The 17,216-nt window shown below is 63.0% G+C and carries 18 protein-coding genes; 10 read left to right on the top strand and 8 right to left on the bottom strand.

From position 1 onward, the window contains the following. Nucleotides 1-90: 90 nt before the first annotated feature. The 7 genes from V6M87_RS16810 to V6M87_RS16780 form a co-directional block, all read right to left on the bottom strand. A complete protein-coding gene (locus V6M87_RS16810) occupies nt 91-657 on the bottom strand; it encodes a TetR/AcrR family transcriptional regulator (RefSeq protein WP_332877799.1) in 567 nt (188 codons plus the stop codon). A gap of 89 nt (nt 658-746) precedes the next feature. Continuing rightward, the gene (locus V6M87_RS16805) at nt 747-1,310 is read right to left on the bottom strand and encodes a GNAT family N-acetyltransferase (RefSeq protein WP_332877798.1); all 564 of its coding nucleotides are present in this window, start codon (nt 1,308-1,310) and stop codon (nt 747-749) included. Beyond that, entirely contained in the window at nt 1,307-1,459 is a 153-nt protein-coding gene (locus V6M87_RS16800) for a hypothetical protein (protein WP_332877797.1), read from the bottom strand. The genes V6M87_RS16805 and V6M87_RS16800 overlap by 4 nt, the downstream gene beginning before the upstream one ends. A 32-nt stretch (nt 1,460-1,491) precedes the next feature. Further along, complete coding sequence (locus V6M87_RS16795) at nt 1,492-2,205, bottom strand: hypothetical protein (protein ID WP_332877796.1); 714 nt, start codon at nt 2,203-2,205, stop codon at nt 1,492-1,494. Beyond that, nucleotides 2,202-3,182, bottom strand: coding sequence for a magnesium/cobalt transporter CorA (corA, locus tag V6M87_RS16790; protein ID WP_442920603.1), 981 nt, complete (start codon nt 3,180-3,182; stop codon nt 2,202-2,204). The genes V6M87_RS16795 and corA overlap by 4 nt, the downstream gene beginning before the upstream one ends. Further along, complete coding sequence (locus tag V6M87_RS16785) at nt 3,175-4,716, bottom strand: RimK family protein (RefSeq protein ID WP_332877794.1); 1,542 nt, start codon at nt 4,714-4,716, stop codon at nt 3,175-3,177. The genes corA and V6M87_RS16785 overlap by 8 nt, the downstream gene beginning before the upstream one ends. A 13-nt stretch (nt 4,717-4,729) precedes the next feature. Beyond that, entirely contained in the window at nt 4,730-5,860 is a 1,131-nt protein-coding gene (locus V6M87_RS16780; protein WP_332877793.1) for a GNAT family N-acetyltransferase/peptidase C39 family protein, read from the bottom strand. Between the two features lie 213 nt (nt 5,861-6,073). On the opposite strand from V6M87_RS16780, the gene V6M87_RS16775 reads away from it, so the two are divergent. From V6M87_RS16775 to V6M87_RS16730, 10 genes are all read left to right on the top strand, one after another. Beyond that, nucleotides 6,074-6,364 carry a hypothetical protein gene (locus V6M87_RS16775; RefSeq protein ID WP_332877792.1) on the top strand — a complete coding sequence of 97 codons (291 nt, stop codon included), beginning with the start codon at nt 6,074-6,076 and terminating at the stop codon, nt 6,362-6,364. A 34-nt stretch (nt 6,365-6,398) separates the two neighbouring features. After that, complete coding sequence (locus tag V6M87_RS16770) at nt 6,399-7,148, top strand: TorF family putative porin (protein ID WP_332877791.1); 750 nt, start codon at nt 6,399-6,401, stop codon at nt 7,146-7,148. Between the two features lie 270 nt (nt 7,149-7,418). Next, nucleotides 7,419-7,508: a potassium-transporting ATPase subunit F gene (locus V6M87_RS16765; RefSeq protein ID WP_332877790.1), complete on the top strand. Its 90-nt coding sequence runs from the start codon at nt 7,419-7,421 to the stop codon at nt 7,506-7,508. Next, complete coding sequence (kdpA, locus tag V6M87_RS16760; protein ID WP_332877789.1) at nt 7,508-9,313, top strand: potassium-transporting ATPase subunit KdpA; 1,806 nt, start codon at nt 7,508-7,510, stop codon at nt 9,311-9,313. Before V6M87_RS16765 ends, kdpA begins: the two co-directional genes overlap by 1 nt. Before the next feature lie 13 nt (nt 9,314-9,326). Further along, a complete protein-coding gene (gene kdpB, locus V6M87_RS16755; protein ID WP_332877788.1) occupies nt 9,327-11,408 on the top strand; it encodes a potassium-transporting ATPase subunit KdpB in 2,082 nt (693 codons plus the stop codon). Between the two features lie 10 nt (nt 11,409-11,418). Further along, nucleotides 11,419-12,015: a potassium-transporting ATPase subunit KdpC gene (kdpC, locus tag V6M87_RS16750; RefSeq protein WP_332877787.1), complete on the top strand. Its 597-nt coding sequence runs from the start codon at nt 11,419-11,421 to the stop codon at nt 12,013-12,015. Between the two features lie 21 nt (nt 12,016-12,036). Then, complete coding sequence (gene kdpD / locus V6M87_RS16745; protein WP_332877786.1) at nt 12,037-14,757, top strand: two-component system sensor histidine kinase KdpD; 2,721 nt, start codon at nt 12,037-12,039, stop codon at nt 14,755-14,757. After that, nucleotides 14,750-15,148, top strand: a complete 399-nt coding sequence (locus V6M87_RS16740) for a response regulator (protein WP_332877785.1) — start codon at nt 14,750-14,752, stop codon at nt 15,146-15,148. The genes kdpD and V6M87_RS16740 overlap by 8 nt, the downstream gene beginning before the upstream one ends. Next, a complete protein-coding gene (kdpE, locus tag V6M87_RS16735; protein WP_332877784.1) occupies nt 15,145-15,843 on the top strand; it encodes a two-component system response regulator KdpE in 699 nt (232 codons plus the stop codon). The genes V6M87_RS16740 and kdpE overlap by 4 nt, the downstream gene beginning before the upstream one ends. A gap of 133 nt (nt 15,844-15,976) precedes the next feature. Next, on the top strand, nt 15,977-16,213 hold the full coding sequence (locus tag V6M87_RS16730; protein ID WP_332877783.1) for a hypothetical protein: 237 nt from the start codon (nt 15,977-15,979) through the stop codon (nt 16,211-16,213). Nucleotides 16,214-16,225: 12 nt separating this feature from the next. Here the strand turns inward: V6M87_RS16730 and V6M87_RS16725 are convergent, their stop codons facing one another. Then, entirely contained in the window at nt 16,226-17,062 is an 837-nt protein-coding gene (locus tag V6M87_RS16725; protein ID WP_332877782.1) for an SDR family oxidoreductase, read from the bottom strand. Nucleotides 17,063-17,216 lie beyond the last annotated feature (154 nt).

Below are 17,216 nucleotides of genomic sequence, written 5' to 3'. Positions count from 1 at the left end.
GCGCCACAGAGGATTGCGTGACCGAGACCACCCAGCGTTGTCGATTACTCATGATGTGTGTCCAGTCACTCTTTTAATTCGTTAAAAAAATCAGCCGAGCATGCGCCATAGGGCTGCGAAACCGGCGGCGGCGTGCGTGGGTGCGTTGGCCGCATCGCGCGCCATGTAGTCAACCGTTGCATCGAGCAGGCCCACGACCAGCGAGCCGACAAACATCAGCGGCGCATCGCGCAGGACGCCATGCGCACGGCTGCGCTCGAGCAGCGTGGCGATGCCGGCATACGACTGGCTGGCCGCGTCGCGCGTGGCCGCGGTCAGCTCGTGCGAGACGGACAGCTCGGCCAGGGCCCTGCGCTGCTGCGGATGGGCCTGGGCCCACTGCACCCAGCGGTTCCAGACATGCAGCATCTGGCCGCGCAGGTCGGCCTCGAACGGCAGGTCGGTCATGGTCGCCTGCGCCATGTCGCCTTTGATGTGCAGATAAAGTTCGTTCAGCAGTGCCGACTTGGTTTCGAAATACGTGAACAAGGCGCCATTCGACACGCCGGCCTCTTTCGCGATGCTGGCGGTCGACGCACCCAATCCCTGCGCGGCGATGATCCTGATTGCCGCGGCCATGATGGCGTTGCGCTTCTCATCACTTCTCGGTCGTGCCATGGCGGGACTCCTGTTCTCTGGACAGGACTATATAAGAGAGTGACTGGTCGGTCAACTTAATAATATGCGTCGGTCTGCTCGCGGATGTTTTAGCCGCAGCGCCAGTCGGCCCGCAGCAAGCCGTATGCCACCGTGTCATGCCTGATGCCGGAGACGATCCAATGCTCGCGCATGCAGCCCTCGACCTGAAATCCCATGCGCGCCAGCACCATGCAGGATCCGGTGTTGTGCAGGCTCACTTCCGCTTCGACCCGATTCAGACTGCGGGCATCGAAGCCGTGATCGAGCAGCAAAACCAGCGCTTCGCGCAGATAGCCGTGGCCCCGGTGCGCCTTGGCCAGCATGTAGCCGACGCTGGCGCTGCGGTTCTGCCTGGAGAATGCATACAAGGCGCAGCAGCCGATCAATGCGCCGGTTTCCCGGTGCGCGATCGCGTAGTGCAGGCTGGCCCCGGTGCGGTAGTCCGCGCGCGCTTCGGCGATGGCGGAGCGGGCCTGGTCGATTGATGTCCACGGTGCGTGGCTCCAGTAGCGCATCACTTCCGGGTCCGCGTACAAGGCCAGCAGGTCGGCCGCGTCGCCGCTGTCGAGCTGGCGCAACGCCACCCGTGCGCCGGTCAGCGCGCAGGCGCTATTCGGTCGCCGGGCCGTCACAACAAGCCCTCGGCCAGCATCAGGGTGACCGCGTAGTACCAGACCAGCACGATGGCAGCCAGCTCGGCAAGCCAGAACGCGCGATGCCACGCTCGCCGCCAGCGCCCAAGCCGGCGGCGTTCGGGCTTGCCATACCTTGTCGAATACATGTTTGAAGTACTGAATAAATCGAACGGACAGCTTAGCTTTTCGCATGCAAAAATTTTGTAAAGAATGCGCTGAAATTGATAAACGCGGCATAAACAAGCAGCGCCTCGACCAGCGTTATGACGCTATGCGACGGCAGCCATCCCAGCACCAGCACGCCGAGCGAGGCACCTGCCGCGGCGCCGCACGCCAGCGCCAGCAACTGGTCTTGTTGTTGGCGCAGCAGCATCCACGGCGCGGGTTGGCGCAACAGTCCCGTCGCCAGCAGCGGCGCACACACCATCAGCGCCAGGCTGCCCGCCACCTTGATCTCCATGCCGTACAACAACACGATGGCCGGCACCAGCAGCAAGGCGGCGCCCGCGGCGCATCCCATCACCATCCCAATGGCGACGCCGGCCACCACACCCCATACATGCGCCGGCAAGGCGAGGATCAGCAGTCCCAGCGCGGCCAGCACGACCAGGGACGCGCGCCACTCGCGCTGCCTCTGTGTAGCGCCGGCCAGGCTGCCCGCGAGCAGGCACAGGACCACATCAAGGTGGTTTGCCAGTACCTCGAGCGGGACGATGGTGGCGCGCCACAGCCACGCCGCTGCGACCACCACCAGGCCGGTCGCATGGCGCAGCACGATGGCCTCGGACGGGCGCGGTTCGGCCAGGCAGGGCACGCGCAGCGCGCCGTCCAGGCCCAGCAAGCCGCCCATCAAGCCCTTGCAGAGGCCGGGAAGGAAGTTGCTGGGATTCATAGCCAGCCAAGACGCTTCAGGCGCCTGTGCAGCAGGACACTGCCAGTAAAAATCCCCAGCATCACCACCGGATAACTCCAGCGCCACGCCAGTTCGGGCATGAACCTGAAATTCATGCCGTACAGGCTGAACACCATCGTCGGCACGGCGAGAATCGCGCCCCACCCTGCCAGGCGCTTGACCACGTCGTTCTGGCGAATCGTCACCTGCGCCAGCGCCACCTGCATGGCGGCATTGATCATTTCGCTGATCCGGTCGGCGGTATCGGTCACGCGCGCGACGTGGTCGAGAATGTCGCGATAATAAATACGGTTTTCATTCGGGATGATGTCGCTGTGAAAGCGCAGCAGCTGCGTGCAGATGTCGGTCAGCGGCGCCGCCGCCGCGTGGACCGAGAGCAGCTCGTTTTTCAGGTTGTAGAACTCTTCCAGGTTGTCCGAGGGCGGATTGGGCAGGAACAGATCTTTTTCGACCTGGCGAAACCGGTACTGCAAGGTATCCATGCACGGCTGGTAATGGTCGACGATGAAATCGATGATCGAGTACAGCACATAGCCCGGTCCCGTCGCCAGGCGCGCAGGCATGCTTTCGGTATGCTTGCGCACCGACGCATAGCCACTCGACTTGCCATGGCGCACCGTGATGACGAAGCGCGGTCCGACAAACACGTGCGTTTCGCCGAAGTGGATGGTCTGCCCGGCCAGCGACACCGTATGCAGCACCACGAACAGGGTGTCGCCATATTCCTCGATTTTCGGACGCTGATGCGCGTTCTGGGCGTCTTCCACAGCCAGGTCGTGCAGGTCGAATTCTGCCTGCACGTGCTGCATCAATTCTTTGTCCGGCTCGACCAGGCCGAGCCAGACAAAGGTGTCGTCTTCTTCCAGCGCTTCGCTGATATCGTCGATCGGAATGTCTTCGAGCTTGATGCCTTTCCTGTACACCGAGCAGTTCACGCGCGCGGCAACCTCATTCACTGGCGCACTCCTCGACATGCACCACCAGCCCATGGGCCAGGTCGAGGCGGCGCACGATGTCTCCCAGGACAATGCGGTACATGGCGTCGCCCAGCACGCTGTCTTCGTTGCCGGCATCGATATTCGGGTTGTCGTTGACCTCGATGACGACCGGCCCGCGCGCCGTCATCTTCATGTCGACGCCATACAGGCCGTCGCCGATCAGGTTGGCGGCAGCGACCGCGTGGGCCAGCAATTGCGGCGGCACTTCGTCCAGGCGCACGGCGCTGGCAGCGCCGAATTCGGCCTGGCCGCCCGCATCGCGCTTGGCAATTTGCCAGTGGTTCTTCGACATGAAGTATTTGCTGGCGAAGATGGCCTTGCGGTTCAACACGCCGATGCGCCAGTCGAAGTCGGTGAACATATATTCCTGCACCAGGATGAAGGCCGACTGGTTCAGCAGCGCGGTCGCGGTCTGCTGAAATTCTTCGGCATTGGCCACCTTGGTCACGCCGCGCGAAAACGCGCCATCCGGGATTTTCATCACCATCGGATACCCAATATCGCGCTCGATGGCGCCGATGTCCTGCAGGTCGGCGCGCTGCAGCGTGTGCGTGCGCGGTGTGGGAATGTCGTGCATGCGCAGCAGATCGGCCAGGTAGACCTTGTTGGTGCAGCGCAGGATCGACATCGAGTCGTCGATGACGACCATGCCTTCGCTTTCCGCTTTTTTCGCGAACAGGTAGGTATGGTGGTTGATGGCCGTGGTCTCGCGAATGAACAGCGCATCGAATTCGGCCAGGCGCGAAAAATCCTTCTTTTCGATCAGCGTGACGTCGAGGGCCATCTTGCGGCCCATGTCGATGAACGCCTTCAAGGCTTGCTGGTTGCTGGGCGCGAGCTCTTCTTCCGGATCGTGCAGGATGGCGATGTGGTAGCGGTACGGTTTAGTCGGCGCGGCCGCAGGCATGGGCGCCTGCTCGATGGTACGCAGCGCGTCGCGGCCTTGCGCCAGCTGCGCGTCGGACAGGGTGCTGATATTCTGGACCCGGATCGCGCCGATTTTCCAGTCCTCCTCGCGCGTAAATTCGACCCGCATCAGCGGCGCCGGGAAGGTCTCGAAAATTTGCCGGGCCAGCGGCGCCAGTGGCGTGTATTCGGTGGTGCCGAAATAAATATCGAGCGAAAACTCAACTGGCATGAAGCGGTGGTCGGGATGGTCGAGAGACTGGTTCAATACAAAGTCGAGTTCTTCCGTATCGAGGGTATAGATGGCCTTGCGCGACAGGTCGTTGATGGTTTTCACCGATGGCAGCACCACCTGCCCGCGCGCTTCGCCGAGCAGCGAGCAGTAGTAACCCACCGACAGGTATTTGTAGCTGCGGCACAGGTTGATGACCGTGGTGCCTGGCGCGGCGGCATGGCCGCTCGAGGCCAGAAACTGGGCCGCCGTCACGATCTGATACGGCGCGGCCGTGTCGGGCCAGTCCTTCATCTGTTCGACGACAATGATCAGGCGCGGCGCCGGCTTGGCAGGGGTTGGTTTGGTACGCATAATTTTTTTGGATTCAGATAGAAGGAGCTGGCACACGGGGATAGACCACCACCACCGCCTTGGTGGCGTTGCGGCCGTAGCGCGCCATGCGCTCGAAGTCTTTTTTGATGATGGCCATATTGATGCGCTGTTCGGGTGGACGGGCGCTGGCATTGTCCGGATCCTGGATAAAAAAGTAGCGCTCGTCGCTGCCGGTGACGACGACCCAGTGCGGCGCGCGCTCGCGCGTGAGGCGCCAGGTAGAAATGAGCACCAGCGGAATGCCGCCGTTGGCAAAGCAGCGCGTCAGCTCCGCCGTGCCGGCCACGCGGTGGTGCACGGCAATACCGCTGGCATGCACCTGGCGCACGAAGTCGTCATGGACCAGCGTAATCACCTCGCGCTTTTCTTCGCTGCGCACCGATTCGCGAAACAGCACGCCGTCGCCATTGACATAAATCTCGGTGGCGAAGCCGCGCCGGTGCGCGGCCAGCGCCAGCCCGTATGGGCCGCAGCCGCCGTGCCCCGCCGTCATGTAGATCGTGGTCGCTTCGCGCCAGATCTGCAGTTCCAGCGTGCGGTCCAGCACCAGCGAGCGGTCGAAGGCTTTCATGGCCATCATCAGGCACGACGCGCCGCAGGTAAAACCGAGCGTTTGCCGATAATAGGTGGTGCGCGCCAATTCCGGGCGCAGGTGCGCGGCCAGCGATTTTTCGAACCGCAGCGCATCCATGCCGTCTTCGTAATAGCCGTCGTGCGTGCCGAACAGTGCGTAACCGTGGCGCAGGAACAGGCGCTGGGACGGCGCATTGTCCTTGCGGATTTCCAGGCGCATGGCCATGCAGTTGTGGGCCAGCGCACATTGTTCGGCCGCGTCCAGCAAGCCTGCCGCCACGCCCTGGCCCAGATAATCGGGCGCAGTGGCAATCGAATAGATGCGGGCCAGCGAGACGTCATCGCGAAACAGCAGGGTGATGTAGCCGCGCACGGCGGTCCCAAGCTGGTCGACCAGCGTGACCGAATTGCCCTCGGTGAGCAGATGGCGGAAGCTGCGGCGGCTGAGGCGGTCGGAGCTGAAGCTACGCTCCTCGATCTGCATCAGGGCGGCGATATCGTCCGGGGTTGCTTCCCGAATATTGAGTGTCTGCGGCGTGGCAGCGTGCATCTGTGGTTCCCATATTGCTGGCTTGATCGCTGCGGCAATCGTACAGAGGCAGGCGTAAAAACTTTGTCAAGAACGCGGGTGGATGCGTAAACGAGACGTAAAAATCGGCGCACTTTATACACGGCGTTTATGGTTCCCGTTCACCTTTTTAGAAATTTTTTATACCTTTCTCGCTAACCTGATTGCCTTTCATCGATACCTTCAGGGGTCAACATGCAAACCAGCCAGTCCATCGCCATACGCCGTTCCGCCGCATCGCCGCAGCCCCATTGCGTGATGCTGCTGACGGTCGACACGACCACCATTACCGCATTGCGCCAGCTGGTGATGCGTTTCTGTGGCGAGGCCATGGAATTCATGCGGGTGGCCGTCTGCGCCGACACCCGCAAGACCAGGGTCTGGCTGTGCATCAGCCCTGCGATGGCCATGCCGGTGATGGACCTGATCCTGCGCAGCCTGCCTGCGGCTGAATTTGGCCGCATGAAAAACCAGGCAATCCAATAAAAGAATTTTTACCCACGTAATGAAAGACGCATCAATGAAAAAATTAATGTTGGCGAGCGCCCTCGCCACCTTGTTTGCAAGCGGTTTCGCCCACGCCGAAGAAGCCAAACCGGATAATGAAGTGAGCTTCAACGCTGCCGTCACGTCCGACTACCGTTATCGCGGCATCTCGCAAACGCGCCTGCAGCCGGCCGTGCAGGGCGGCGCCGACTACATCAACAACCCTACCGGCTTTTACGTCGGCACCTGGCTCTCCACCATCAAGTGGACCAAGGACGCGGGCGGCGGCGGCGACGTCGAGCTCGATATCTACGCCGGCAAGCGCGGCGAACTGACCAAGGATGTCACGTATGACGTTGGTGTACTGACGTATGTGTATCCGTCGAACGGCTTGTCCGGCGTGCCGGGTTTTGTCAGCGCCAACACGACCGAAGTGTATGGTCAGCTGGGCTATGGTCCCACGTACATCAAGTATTCGCATGCGCTGACGAACCTGTTTGGTTTTGTCGACAGCAAGAACAGCGGCTACCTGGATATCGGCGCGAATATCGATGTCGGCAATGGCTTTACCGCCAATTTGCACGCCGGCCACCAGAAAGTCGAACACAACTCGGCGGCCAGTTACACCGACTGGAAACTGGGCGCGACGAAGGACTTCGGCGTCGTCACCGGCGCATTGGCGGTGATTGGCACCAACGCGGGGAAAAGCGCGTATGCCTCGCCGGCCAACGGCAAATTCCTTGGCAAGACGGCGCTGCTGCTCACCATCAGCAAAACCTTCTAAACTTCGATTGGCGCAGTACCGAATGGCAGCCCATGTGGCTGCCATTTTGCGTTGTTCGCGCACCGTAAGCAGCAATCTTTACACGGCGTTTACGCCCCACCCCCAAGTCTTTACAAAGTTTTTAGACCCTTCCCGCTAACCTTCTCCCTTACTAAAACAAACCTGAGTGAGGGTGTGAATGGACATTGTATTTATCGGGGCGATCGTCGCCTTTGCAGCGATTACCTGCGCATTTGCGTACGGCTGCGCTGTCCTGGGAGGCGCCAAGCCATGAACCTCTTTTATGTGATCGGCGCTGTCGCCGCAACCGGCCTGCTGGTCTACCTGATCATCGCCCTGTTGAAAGCGGAGAACCTGTAATGACGACGCAATCTTTTGTCTTGCTGGCGGTGTTCCTGGTGGTGCTGCTGGCACTGAGCTACCCGCTCGGCATCCTGCTGACCCGTGTCGGTAACGGCACTGCTGTCCCTGGCCTCGGCTGGCTCGGTAAAGTGGAAAACGTCCTGTACCGCCTCGCCGGCGTCAAAGCCGACAGCGGCCAGGACTGGAAATCGTATGCACTGGCGCTGATCGTGTTCAACGCCGTGGGCGCCCTGTTCGTCTACGGCGTGCAGCGCGTGCAGCTGTGGTTGCCGCTCAATCCACAGGGTCTGGGCAATGTCAGCCCCGACTCGTCGTTCAATACCGCCGTCAGTTTCGTCGCCAACACCAACTGGCAGGGCTACAGCGGCGAGCAGACCATGAGCTACCTGACCCAGATGGTGGCGCTGACCGGCCAGAACTTCTTCTCGGCCGCCACTGGCATGGCCGTGGCCTTCGCACTGGTGCGCGGCTTCAGTGCGCGCTCGGTCAAATCGATCGGCAACTTCTGGGCCGACATCACCCGGTCGACCTTGTACGTGCTGTTGCCGCTGTCGCTCATCATCGCCGTGCTCCTGACGGGCCAGGGCGTGATCCAGAATTTCTCTGCCTATAAAGAGGTGACCCTGCTCGACCCGGTGACGTACTCGCAGCCGAAAAAAGACGCGCAGGATCAGCCGATGGTCGACGCCAAAGGCCAGCCAGTGACCGAAACCCTGACGGCCACCACGCAGACCATCGCAATGGGCCCGGTCGCCTCGCAGGAAGCGATCAAGATGCTCGGCACGAACGGCGGCGGCTTCTTCAACGCCAACTCGGCGCACCCGTATGAAAACCCCACCGCGCTGTCGAATTTCGTCGAGATGCTGGCGATCTTCCTCATTCCCGCCGGCCTGTGCTTCGCCTTCGGACGCATGGTGGGCGACATCCGGCAAGGCTGGGCGGTACTGGCGGCCATGACGCTGATTTTTGTGGTCGCTACCGCCGTGGTACTGGGCGCCGAACAGCAAGCCCACCCTGCCCTGCAAGCCATGGGCATCGACCAGCTGGCCAGCCTGACGCAGGCCGGCGGCAATATGGAGGGCAAGGAAACCCGCTTCGGTATCAGCGCCTCCGCCCTGTTCGCCGCGGTCACCACGGCTGCCTCGTGCGGCGCCGTGAATGCCATGCACGACTCGTTCATGCCACTCGGCGGCATGGTGCCGATGCTGCTGATCCAGTTCGGTGAAGTGATCTTTGGTGGGGTTGGCTCGGGCCTGTACGGCATGCTGATTTTCGCGATCATGGCGGTGTTCATCGCCGGCCTGATGATCGGCCGCACGCCGGAATACCTGGGCAAGAAAATCCAGGCCTACGAAATGAAGATGACGGCGATCGCCATCCTGGTCACGCCAACGCTGGTGTTGGCCGGCACGGCGATTGCGGTCATGCTCGATGCTGGCCGCGCCGGTATGGCCAATCCGGGTGCGCACGGCTTCTCGGAGGTCCTGTACGCCTTCAGTTCGGCCGCCAACAACAACGGCAGCGCGTTTGCCGGCCTGTCCGCCAACACACCGTTCTACAACAGCATGCTGGCTCTGGCCATGTGGTTCGGCCGCTTCGCGATGATCGTGCCGATTCTCGCCATTGCAGGGTCCCTGGCAGGCAAGCAGAGATTGACGGCCAACGCCGGCACCATGCCGACCCACGGCCCGATGTTCATCGGTCTGCTGATCGGCGTGGTGGTGCTGGTCGGTGTCCTGAACTATGTCCCGGCGCTGGCGCTCGGTCCCGTCATCGAACACTTGCAGTTGTTTGCAAAATAAATAGGAGTACCAGATGTCGCAAGTATCCACGTCACGCAAAGGCCTGACGCTGTTCGATTCAGCGTTGCTTGGCCCCGCCGTCCTCGACGCATTCAAGAAACTGAGCCCGCGCACCCAGTTGCGCAGCCCGGTCATGTTCGTCGTTTTCATTGGCAGCATCATCACCACGCTGCTGTTCGTCCAGTCACTGTTCGGCCAGGGTGAAGCGAGTGCCGGCTTCATCGGCGCGATCAGCGTCTGGCTCTGGTTCACGGTGCTGTTTGCGAACTTCGCCGAAGCGCTGGCCGAGGGCCGCAGCAAGGCGCAGGCCGCCTCCTTGCGCAACCTGAAGCAGGCCTCGATGGCCAAGAAGCTCAGCGAACCGAAATACGGCACCACCTGGCTGCCGATCACCGCCAACGACCTGCGCAAAGGGAACATCATCCTGGTCGAAGCGGGCGACGTGATTGCCATCGACGGCGAAGTCATCGAAGGCGTGGCCTCGGTCGACGAGAGCGCCATCACCGGCGAATCGGCGCCCGTGATCCGCGAGTCTGGCGGCGATTTCAGTGCCGTCACCGGCGGCACCCGCGTGCTGTCCGACTGGCTGGTCGTGCGGGTGTCCGTGAACCCCGGCGAGACCTTCCTCGACCGCATGATCGCCATGGTCGAAGGCGCCAAGCGCCAGAAGACGCCGAACGAGATCGCGTTGACGATCCTGCTGGTCGCATTGACGATCATCTTCCTGATCGTCACCGTCACGCTGCTGCCGTTCTCGCTGTTCGCCGTGGACGCCGCTAAATCGGGCGTCCCGGTCTCCATCACGGTGCTGATCGCGCTGCTGGTGTGCCTGATCCCGACCACCATCGGCGGCCTGCTGTCGGCCATCGGCGTGGCCGGCATGAGCCGCATGATGCAGGCCAATGTGATCGCCACCTCCGGTCGCGCCGTGGAAGCGGCCGGCGACGTCGACGTGCTGCTGCTCGATAAAACCGGCACCATCACCTTGGGTAATCGCCAGGCCTCCGCCTTCATTCCGGCCCAGGGCGTGACCGAAGAACAGCTGGCCGACGTGGCGCAACTGGCCTCGCTGGCCGATGAAACGCCGGAAGGCCGCTCGATCGTGGTGCTGGCCAAACAGCGTTTTAATATTCGTGAACGCGAAATGGCATCCCTGAACGCGGTGTTCATCCCGTTTTCGGCGAATACCCGCATGAGCGGCGCCGACATGCATCAGCGTTCGGTGCGCAAGGGCGCGGCCGACGCCGTGAAACGCCATGTCGAAGCAATGGGCATGCCGTACCCGGCCGACGTGGCCCGCGCCGTGGACGATGTCTCGCGCCGCGGCAGCACGCCGCTGGTGGTCGCCGATGGCGGCAAGGTGATGGGTGTGGTGGAGCTGAAGGACATCGTCAAGGGCGGCATCAAGGAGCGTTTTGCGGAGCTGCGTCGCATGGGCATCAAGACCGTCATGATCACCGGCGACAACAAGGTGACGGCGGCCGCGATTGCCGCCGAAGCGGGCGTGGACGACTTCTTCGCCGAAGCCACCCCGGAAGACAAACTTAAACTCATCCGCGGTTACCAGGCCGAGGGGCGCCTGGTGGCGATGACGGGCGACGGCACCAACGACGCACCGGCGCTGGCCCAGGCCGACGTGGCGGTGGCGATGAATTCGGGCACCCAGGCTGCCAAGGAAGCGGGCAATATGGTCGACCTGGATTCGAATCCAACCAAGCTGCTGGAGATCGTCGAAATCGGCAAGCAGATGCTGATGACGCGCGGCTCGCTGACGACCTTCTCAATCTCGAACGACATCGCGAAATACTTCGCCATCATCCCGGCGGCGTTTGTCGGCACCTACCCGCAACTGAAGGCGCTCGACATCATGCAGTTGACCAGCGCGTCGTCGGCAATCATGTCGGCCGTGATTTTCAATGCCTTGATCATCGTCGTGCTCATTCCGCTGGCACTCAAGGGCGTGCAGTACCGCGCGATTGGCGCCGCCGCACTGCTGCGCCGTAACCTGCTGGTCTACGGTGTCGGCGGCATCATTTTGCCGTTCATCGGCATCAAGCTGATCGACATGCTGCTGTCGCTCCTGAACCTCGCATAAAGGAACCATCATGCTCTCCACCTTATTTTCCACAACGCGTCCCGCCATCGTCCTGTTCGGCGCCCTGACCCTGCTGTGCGGCGTGCTCTATCCGCTCGCCGTCACTGGCATCGGCGGCGTAGCTTTTCCATCCCAGGCCGGCGGCAGCATCGTCGAACGTGACGGCAAGGCGATCGGCTCGCGCCTGATTGGCCAGTCGTTCTCGTCGCCGCAATACTTCTGGGGCCGTCCATCGGCCACCGGCCCGATGCCGAACAATGCGGCCGGTTCGAGCGGCGCCAACCAGGGCCCGACAAACCCGGCCCTGGTCGACGCGGTCAAGGGTCGCGTCGATGCGCTCAAAGCGGCCGACCCATCGAATACCACGCCGATTCCGGTCGACCTGGTGACGGCCTCGGCCAGCGGGCTGGACCCGGAGATCAGCGTCGCCGCAGCGATTTACCAGGCCAGCCGGGTGGCGACGCTACGCAAGCTGCCGCGCGAGCAGGTCGTCGCCCTGGTCCAGTCGCATACCCAGCCCCAGTACTTTGGCTTCTTCGGGGAAGCGCGCGTGAATGTACTGGCATTGAATCTGGCGCTCGATGCCGAAGCAGTGCACACTCGCTAAATTGCCATTTCAAGACTGCCCATGTCTTCAAACGACCCACAACGACCGGATCCGGATGCCCTGCTAGCGCACGTGCAGGCGCAGGACCGGCGCGCCGCGCGCGGCAAGCTGCGCATCTATTTTGGCGCCTCGGCCGGCGTCGGCAAGACCTTCAGCATGCTGGCGGCAGCCCGCAAGCTGAAGGGCGACGGCAGCACGGTGCTGGTGGGCGTGGTCGAAACACATGGCCGCAGCGAGACCGCAGCCATGCTCGAAGGCCTGGACGTGCTGCCGCTCAAGACAGTCGACTACCGCGGCAAGTCGATCAGCGAATTCGACCTCGATGGCGCGCTGGAACGGGCGCCGCCGCTGATTTTGATGGATGAACTGGCGCATTCGAATGCCGCCGGCTCGCGCCATCCGAAGCGCTGGCAGGATGTCGAAGAATTACTCGACGCCGGCATCGACGTCTTCACGACGGTCAACGTCCAGCACCTGGAAAGCCTCAACGATGTGGTCGGCGGCATCACCGGCATCCGGGTTGCCGAAACCGTGCCCGACACGGTATTCGACCTGGCCGATGAAGTGGTGCTGGTCGACCTACCCGCCGACGAATTGCTGGCGCGCCTGAAAGACGGCAAGGTCTATCAGGAGCAGCAGGCCGAGCGCGCATCGAGGAATTTTTTCCGCAAAGGGAACCTGATCGCCCTGCGCGAACTGGCGCTACGCCGCACGGCCGACCGCATCGACGACGACGTGCGGGCCTACCGCGTCGAAAAATCGATCGACGCGATCTGGAAAACCGGCGCCGCACTGCTGGCCTGCGTCGGTCCGCGTCCCGAGTGCGACCACGTGGTGCGCAGCACGGCGCGGCTGGCCGGACAACTCGGAACCGGCTGGCACGCAATCTATATCGAGACGCCGGCCTTGCAGCATTTGCCAGCCGCACAGCGCGAACAGACTTTAAAAAACCTGAAGCTGGCTCAGGATCTGGGCGCGACCACGGCGGTGCTGTCGGGTAGCGACATCGCGCTGACAGCCGTGGAGTACGCACGCAGCCACAATCTGTCGAAGATTGCGCTTGGGCGGGGGCACCGCAGCTGGCCCTGGCGCACCGCGCATATCCGCCGCATTGCCGACTACGCGCCCGATATCGACCTGATCGAAATCGGCGACGCCGCCAACCAGACGGCGCCTGCAAAAGCCGCTAGCCGCGACCAGCGCGAACTGGACGCCTCAACCCTGCGCAGCAAGCGCCGGGTCTGGTCCTACGCCTGGGCCGCCATCGCCAGCATTGGCACTGCGCTGCTTACCACGCCGCTACTGGCATATCTCGACCTGGCCAATATCGCGATGCTGTTCCTGCTGGTGGTGGTGCTGGTGGCGGTGCGCTTCGGGCGTGGCCCGTCAGTGCTGGCTACCTGTGTCAGCGTGGCCTGCTTCGATTTCTTTTTCGTGGCGCCGCGCTTCACCTTCGCTGTATCTGATTTCCAGTACCTGATCACGTTTGCCGTCATGCTGGCGGTGGGCCTGATCACCGGCCACCTGACCTCGAACCTGCGCTTCCAGGCGCGCGTGGCGTCGCAGCGCGAAGCACGCTCGCGTGCCCTGTACGAGTTCGCGCGCGAATTGTCGGGCGCCCTGCAAACGGACCAGATTTTCGAAACCACGCGCACGGTCATCCAGCGCGCGTTCCGTGCCCGCGCCGTGCTGCTGGTGCCGGACGCGGACGGCCGCCTGCTGGCGCCGCACGACCCGACCACGCTGGACGTGGGCATCGCCCAGTGGGCCTTCGACCATGCGGAGGCCGCCGGCCTCGGCACCGACACCCTTCCGGCCAGCAAGGTATTTTATCTGCCGCTGGTGGCGCCCATGCGCACCCGCGGCATCCTGGCCATCGAGCCCGAACATGCGCGCTGGATCCTGATTCCGGAGCAGCGCCAGCAACTCGACACGTTCGCGGCGCTGGCCGCCATCGCGCTCGAACGCGTGCATTACATCGAAGTGGCGCAAAGCGCATTGGTGACGATGGAATCCGAACGCCTGCGCAATTCCCTGCTGGCGGCGCTGTCGCATGATCTGCGCACGCCGCTCACCTCTTTGGTGGGCGTGTCGGAGTCGCTCGCGAGCTCGAAGCCTGCTTTGGCGCCGCTGCAACTGGCCATGGCGCAAGACCTGCACGACGAAGCGCTGCGCATGAGCGCACTGGTGGCCAACCTGCTCGACATGGCACGCATCCAGAGCGGTGAAGTGACCTTCAATTTACAGTGGCACGACCTGGAAGAAGTCGTCGGCAGCGCCTTGCGCATTTGTGCGGGGCTGTTGAAGGAGCACCGTGTCAGCACCCAGCTGGCGCCCGACCTGCCGTTGGTGTTGTTCGATGCGGTGCTGATCGAACGGGTATTGTGCAACCTGCTGGAAAACGCGGCCAAATATACACCGCCCGGTTCGCGCATCGTCATCGCGGCGCAGCCGTTCGGCGCCTGGGTGAATGTCACGGTGTACGACAATGGTCCCGGCCTCCCGCACGGCAAGGAAGACGTATTGTTCGAGAAGTTTACCCGCGGCGAACGCGAATCGGCCAAGCCGGGCGTGGGCCTGGGGCTGGCCATCTGCCGCGCAATCATCGAAGCGCATGGCGGCACCATCAAGGCCTGCGCCTCGCCCGAAGGCGGCGCCGGCTTTGTGATTGCCCTGCCGCGCGGCACCCCGCCGGCACCGCCTGCAATTGAAACGGCGCACATGGAGAACGCAGATGAATGAATCGATGCCAACCGCACTGCTGGTCGAAGATGACCATGAAATTCGCCGCTTCGTGCGCGCCGCGCTGGAACAAGACGGCTGGCAAGTACGCGAAGCGGCCAGCCTGGCGCGCGCACGGATCGACACCTGGTCCGGGCAGCCGGACCTGATCGTGCTCGACCTGGGCATGCCCGAGGGCGGCGCGGTGGATTACATCGTGCAGGTCCGCCAACGCTCGCACGTGCCGATGATTGTCCTGGCCGCGCGCGTCGACGACAGTGAGAAAATGCGTGCGCTGAACGCCGGTGCCGACGAATATATGAGTAAACTGTTCGGCATTGGCGCGCGCCTGGACGCCGCGCTGCGCCGGCTGCGCCCGCGCCCGCAGCAACAGTTTGGAGAATGTGAATGAATGAACCAGCCCTGACCGCCCTGCTGGTCGAAGACGAGCCGCAGATCCGCCGGTTCGTGCGCGCCGCGCTGGAGGAAGAAGGCTGGCAGGTGTTCGAGGCCGTCACGCTGCAGCGCGGCCTGATCGACGCCGGCACGCGCACGCCCGACCTGATCGTGCTCGACCTCGGCCTGCCGGACGGCGACGGCATCGACTTCATTGCCGACATCCGCAAATGGTCGCCGGTGCCGATCATCGTGCTCTCGGCGCGCGTGCAGGAATCCGAAAAAATCCGCGCGCTCGACGCGGGCGCCGACGACTATCTGACGAAACCGTTTGGCGTGGGCGAACTGCAGGCGCGCGTGCGCGCCACGCTGCGGCGCCAGCGCCAGCCAAGTGCCGACGATGCGGGCGTGGTGCACTTTGGCGACGTGACGGTCCACCTGAAAGACCGGCGCGTCTCGAAAGGCGGCGCGAACGTGCACATGACGCCGACCGAATACAAGCTGCTGGCGTTGATGGTGACCAATGCCGGACGCGTGGTCTCGAACCCGCAGCTGCTGCGCGCGGTTTGGGGGCCGGCGCACGTGGAAAACGGCCACTACCTGCGCATCTACATGGGCCACCTGCGCCACAAGCTCGAAGACGATCCGGCCCAGCCGCGCTTCCTGATTACCGAAACCGGCGTCGGCTATCGCCTGCTGTTGTCCAGCTGACGCCATGACCAGGGTGGCGACCCGGGCAATGCTTATTTAATTGTACCGGTAAGCATTGGTCGTGTGCGTTGGGAAACAGACGGTAACTGGGATGCTGCCACAATGGCTGCTTGCTTACCCACCCGGATGGATCATGAAAAAATTACTCGTCAGCCTTGCGCTGGCCTTCGGCGCCATGGGCGCTGCCCAGGCCCAGGTGCACTTCGATTCCGGCAGCGATCGCCCGAATAATCCACAGGCCGCCCGGCACGCCGTCGAGCGGCATCAACGCGCCCATCCGCCGCGACCGCGTGAGCGCGTGGTGCGCTGTCGCGACGGCTCGCGCCGCATTGCGCGCTTTTGCCGCGGGCATGGCGGTGTACGTCGTTAATTCAAATGCAAACTAAGCCTGCTTCTCCGGCGCCAGTTCGCCGTAGAAGTACGACGCAGTCACACCGCCATCCATCAGGAAATCGCTGCCGGTGATGAATGCGCCGTCCGCGCCCATCAGCAGCGCCGCGACATTGGCCACTTCATCGGGTGTTCCGGCCCGGCCGGCAGGGCTAAGCGACAGCATGCGTCGATACCCTTCGCTGCGCGGCCCCGTCAATTCATCGTGCGCCAGCGGCGTGATGACGATGCCCGGGCTGATCGTGTTGACGCGTGCGCCGCGTTTGGCCCAGCGCACCGCTTCGAACATCACGCGCAGCGCATTGCCACGCTTGGCCAGCTGATACGCGTGCAGCGAATCGGTCACCTGATCGGCTTGCAGCATCGGCAGTGCCAGCAGGTCGTCGGCAGGCGTCGTGGCCAGCAGCTTGTCTTCTTCCGCCGTCAATGCCTTGAGGCGGTGGCCCGACTGCGATGCGATGACCACGGCCGATCCATTCTGTGCGATCACCTTGCCGAATTCTTCCAGCACCAGTGCGGTGCCCAGCAGGTCGACATGCAGGATGACGGCCGGTGGCGCCTGCGACGGCGACACACCGGCCGCATGCACCACGCCGAGCACGGCGCCGATTGCGGCGGCCTGTGCTGCAAGTGCATGCACCGAGGCGCGTGAGGCCACAGCGACCACGGCGGTGGTGGTGGCAAAGCCGGCTTCTTCCAGCGTTTTGGCGACAGCGTCGGCATTCTTCTGGTGCAGGTCGGCCACCAGCACGTGGCGGCCCGCACTCACGCGGCGGGCAATGGCCAGGCCGATCGAGCCGGCGCCAATCAATACGGTTACTTGGATCATCTGCATCTCTCTTCAACAGGTCAGGTCAGCAAGCAGTGTAAGCACACTGCAATGCCTTGATAAGCCTGCAAAACCGGCATGGCGCCATGAATCCGATTCATGAATGTTTTCGCGCGTATTGCTGCGCCAGTCAGGCAAGCGTGGCTTGACCGGG

The organism is Massilia sp. S19_KUP03_FR1 (genome assembly GCF_036688685.1).
GTDB lineage: Bacteria > Pseudomonadota > Gammaproteobacteria > Burkholderiales > Burkholderiaceae_D > JALYUM01.
This window is presented reverse-complemented; position numbering and strand designations above follow the sequence as displayed.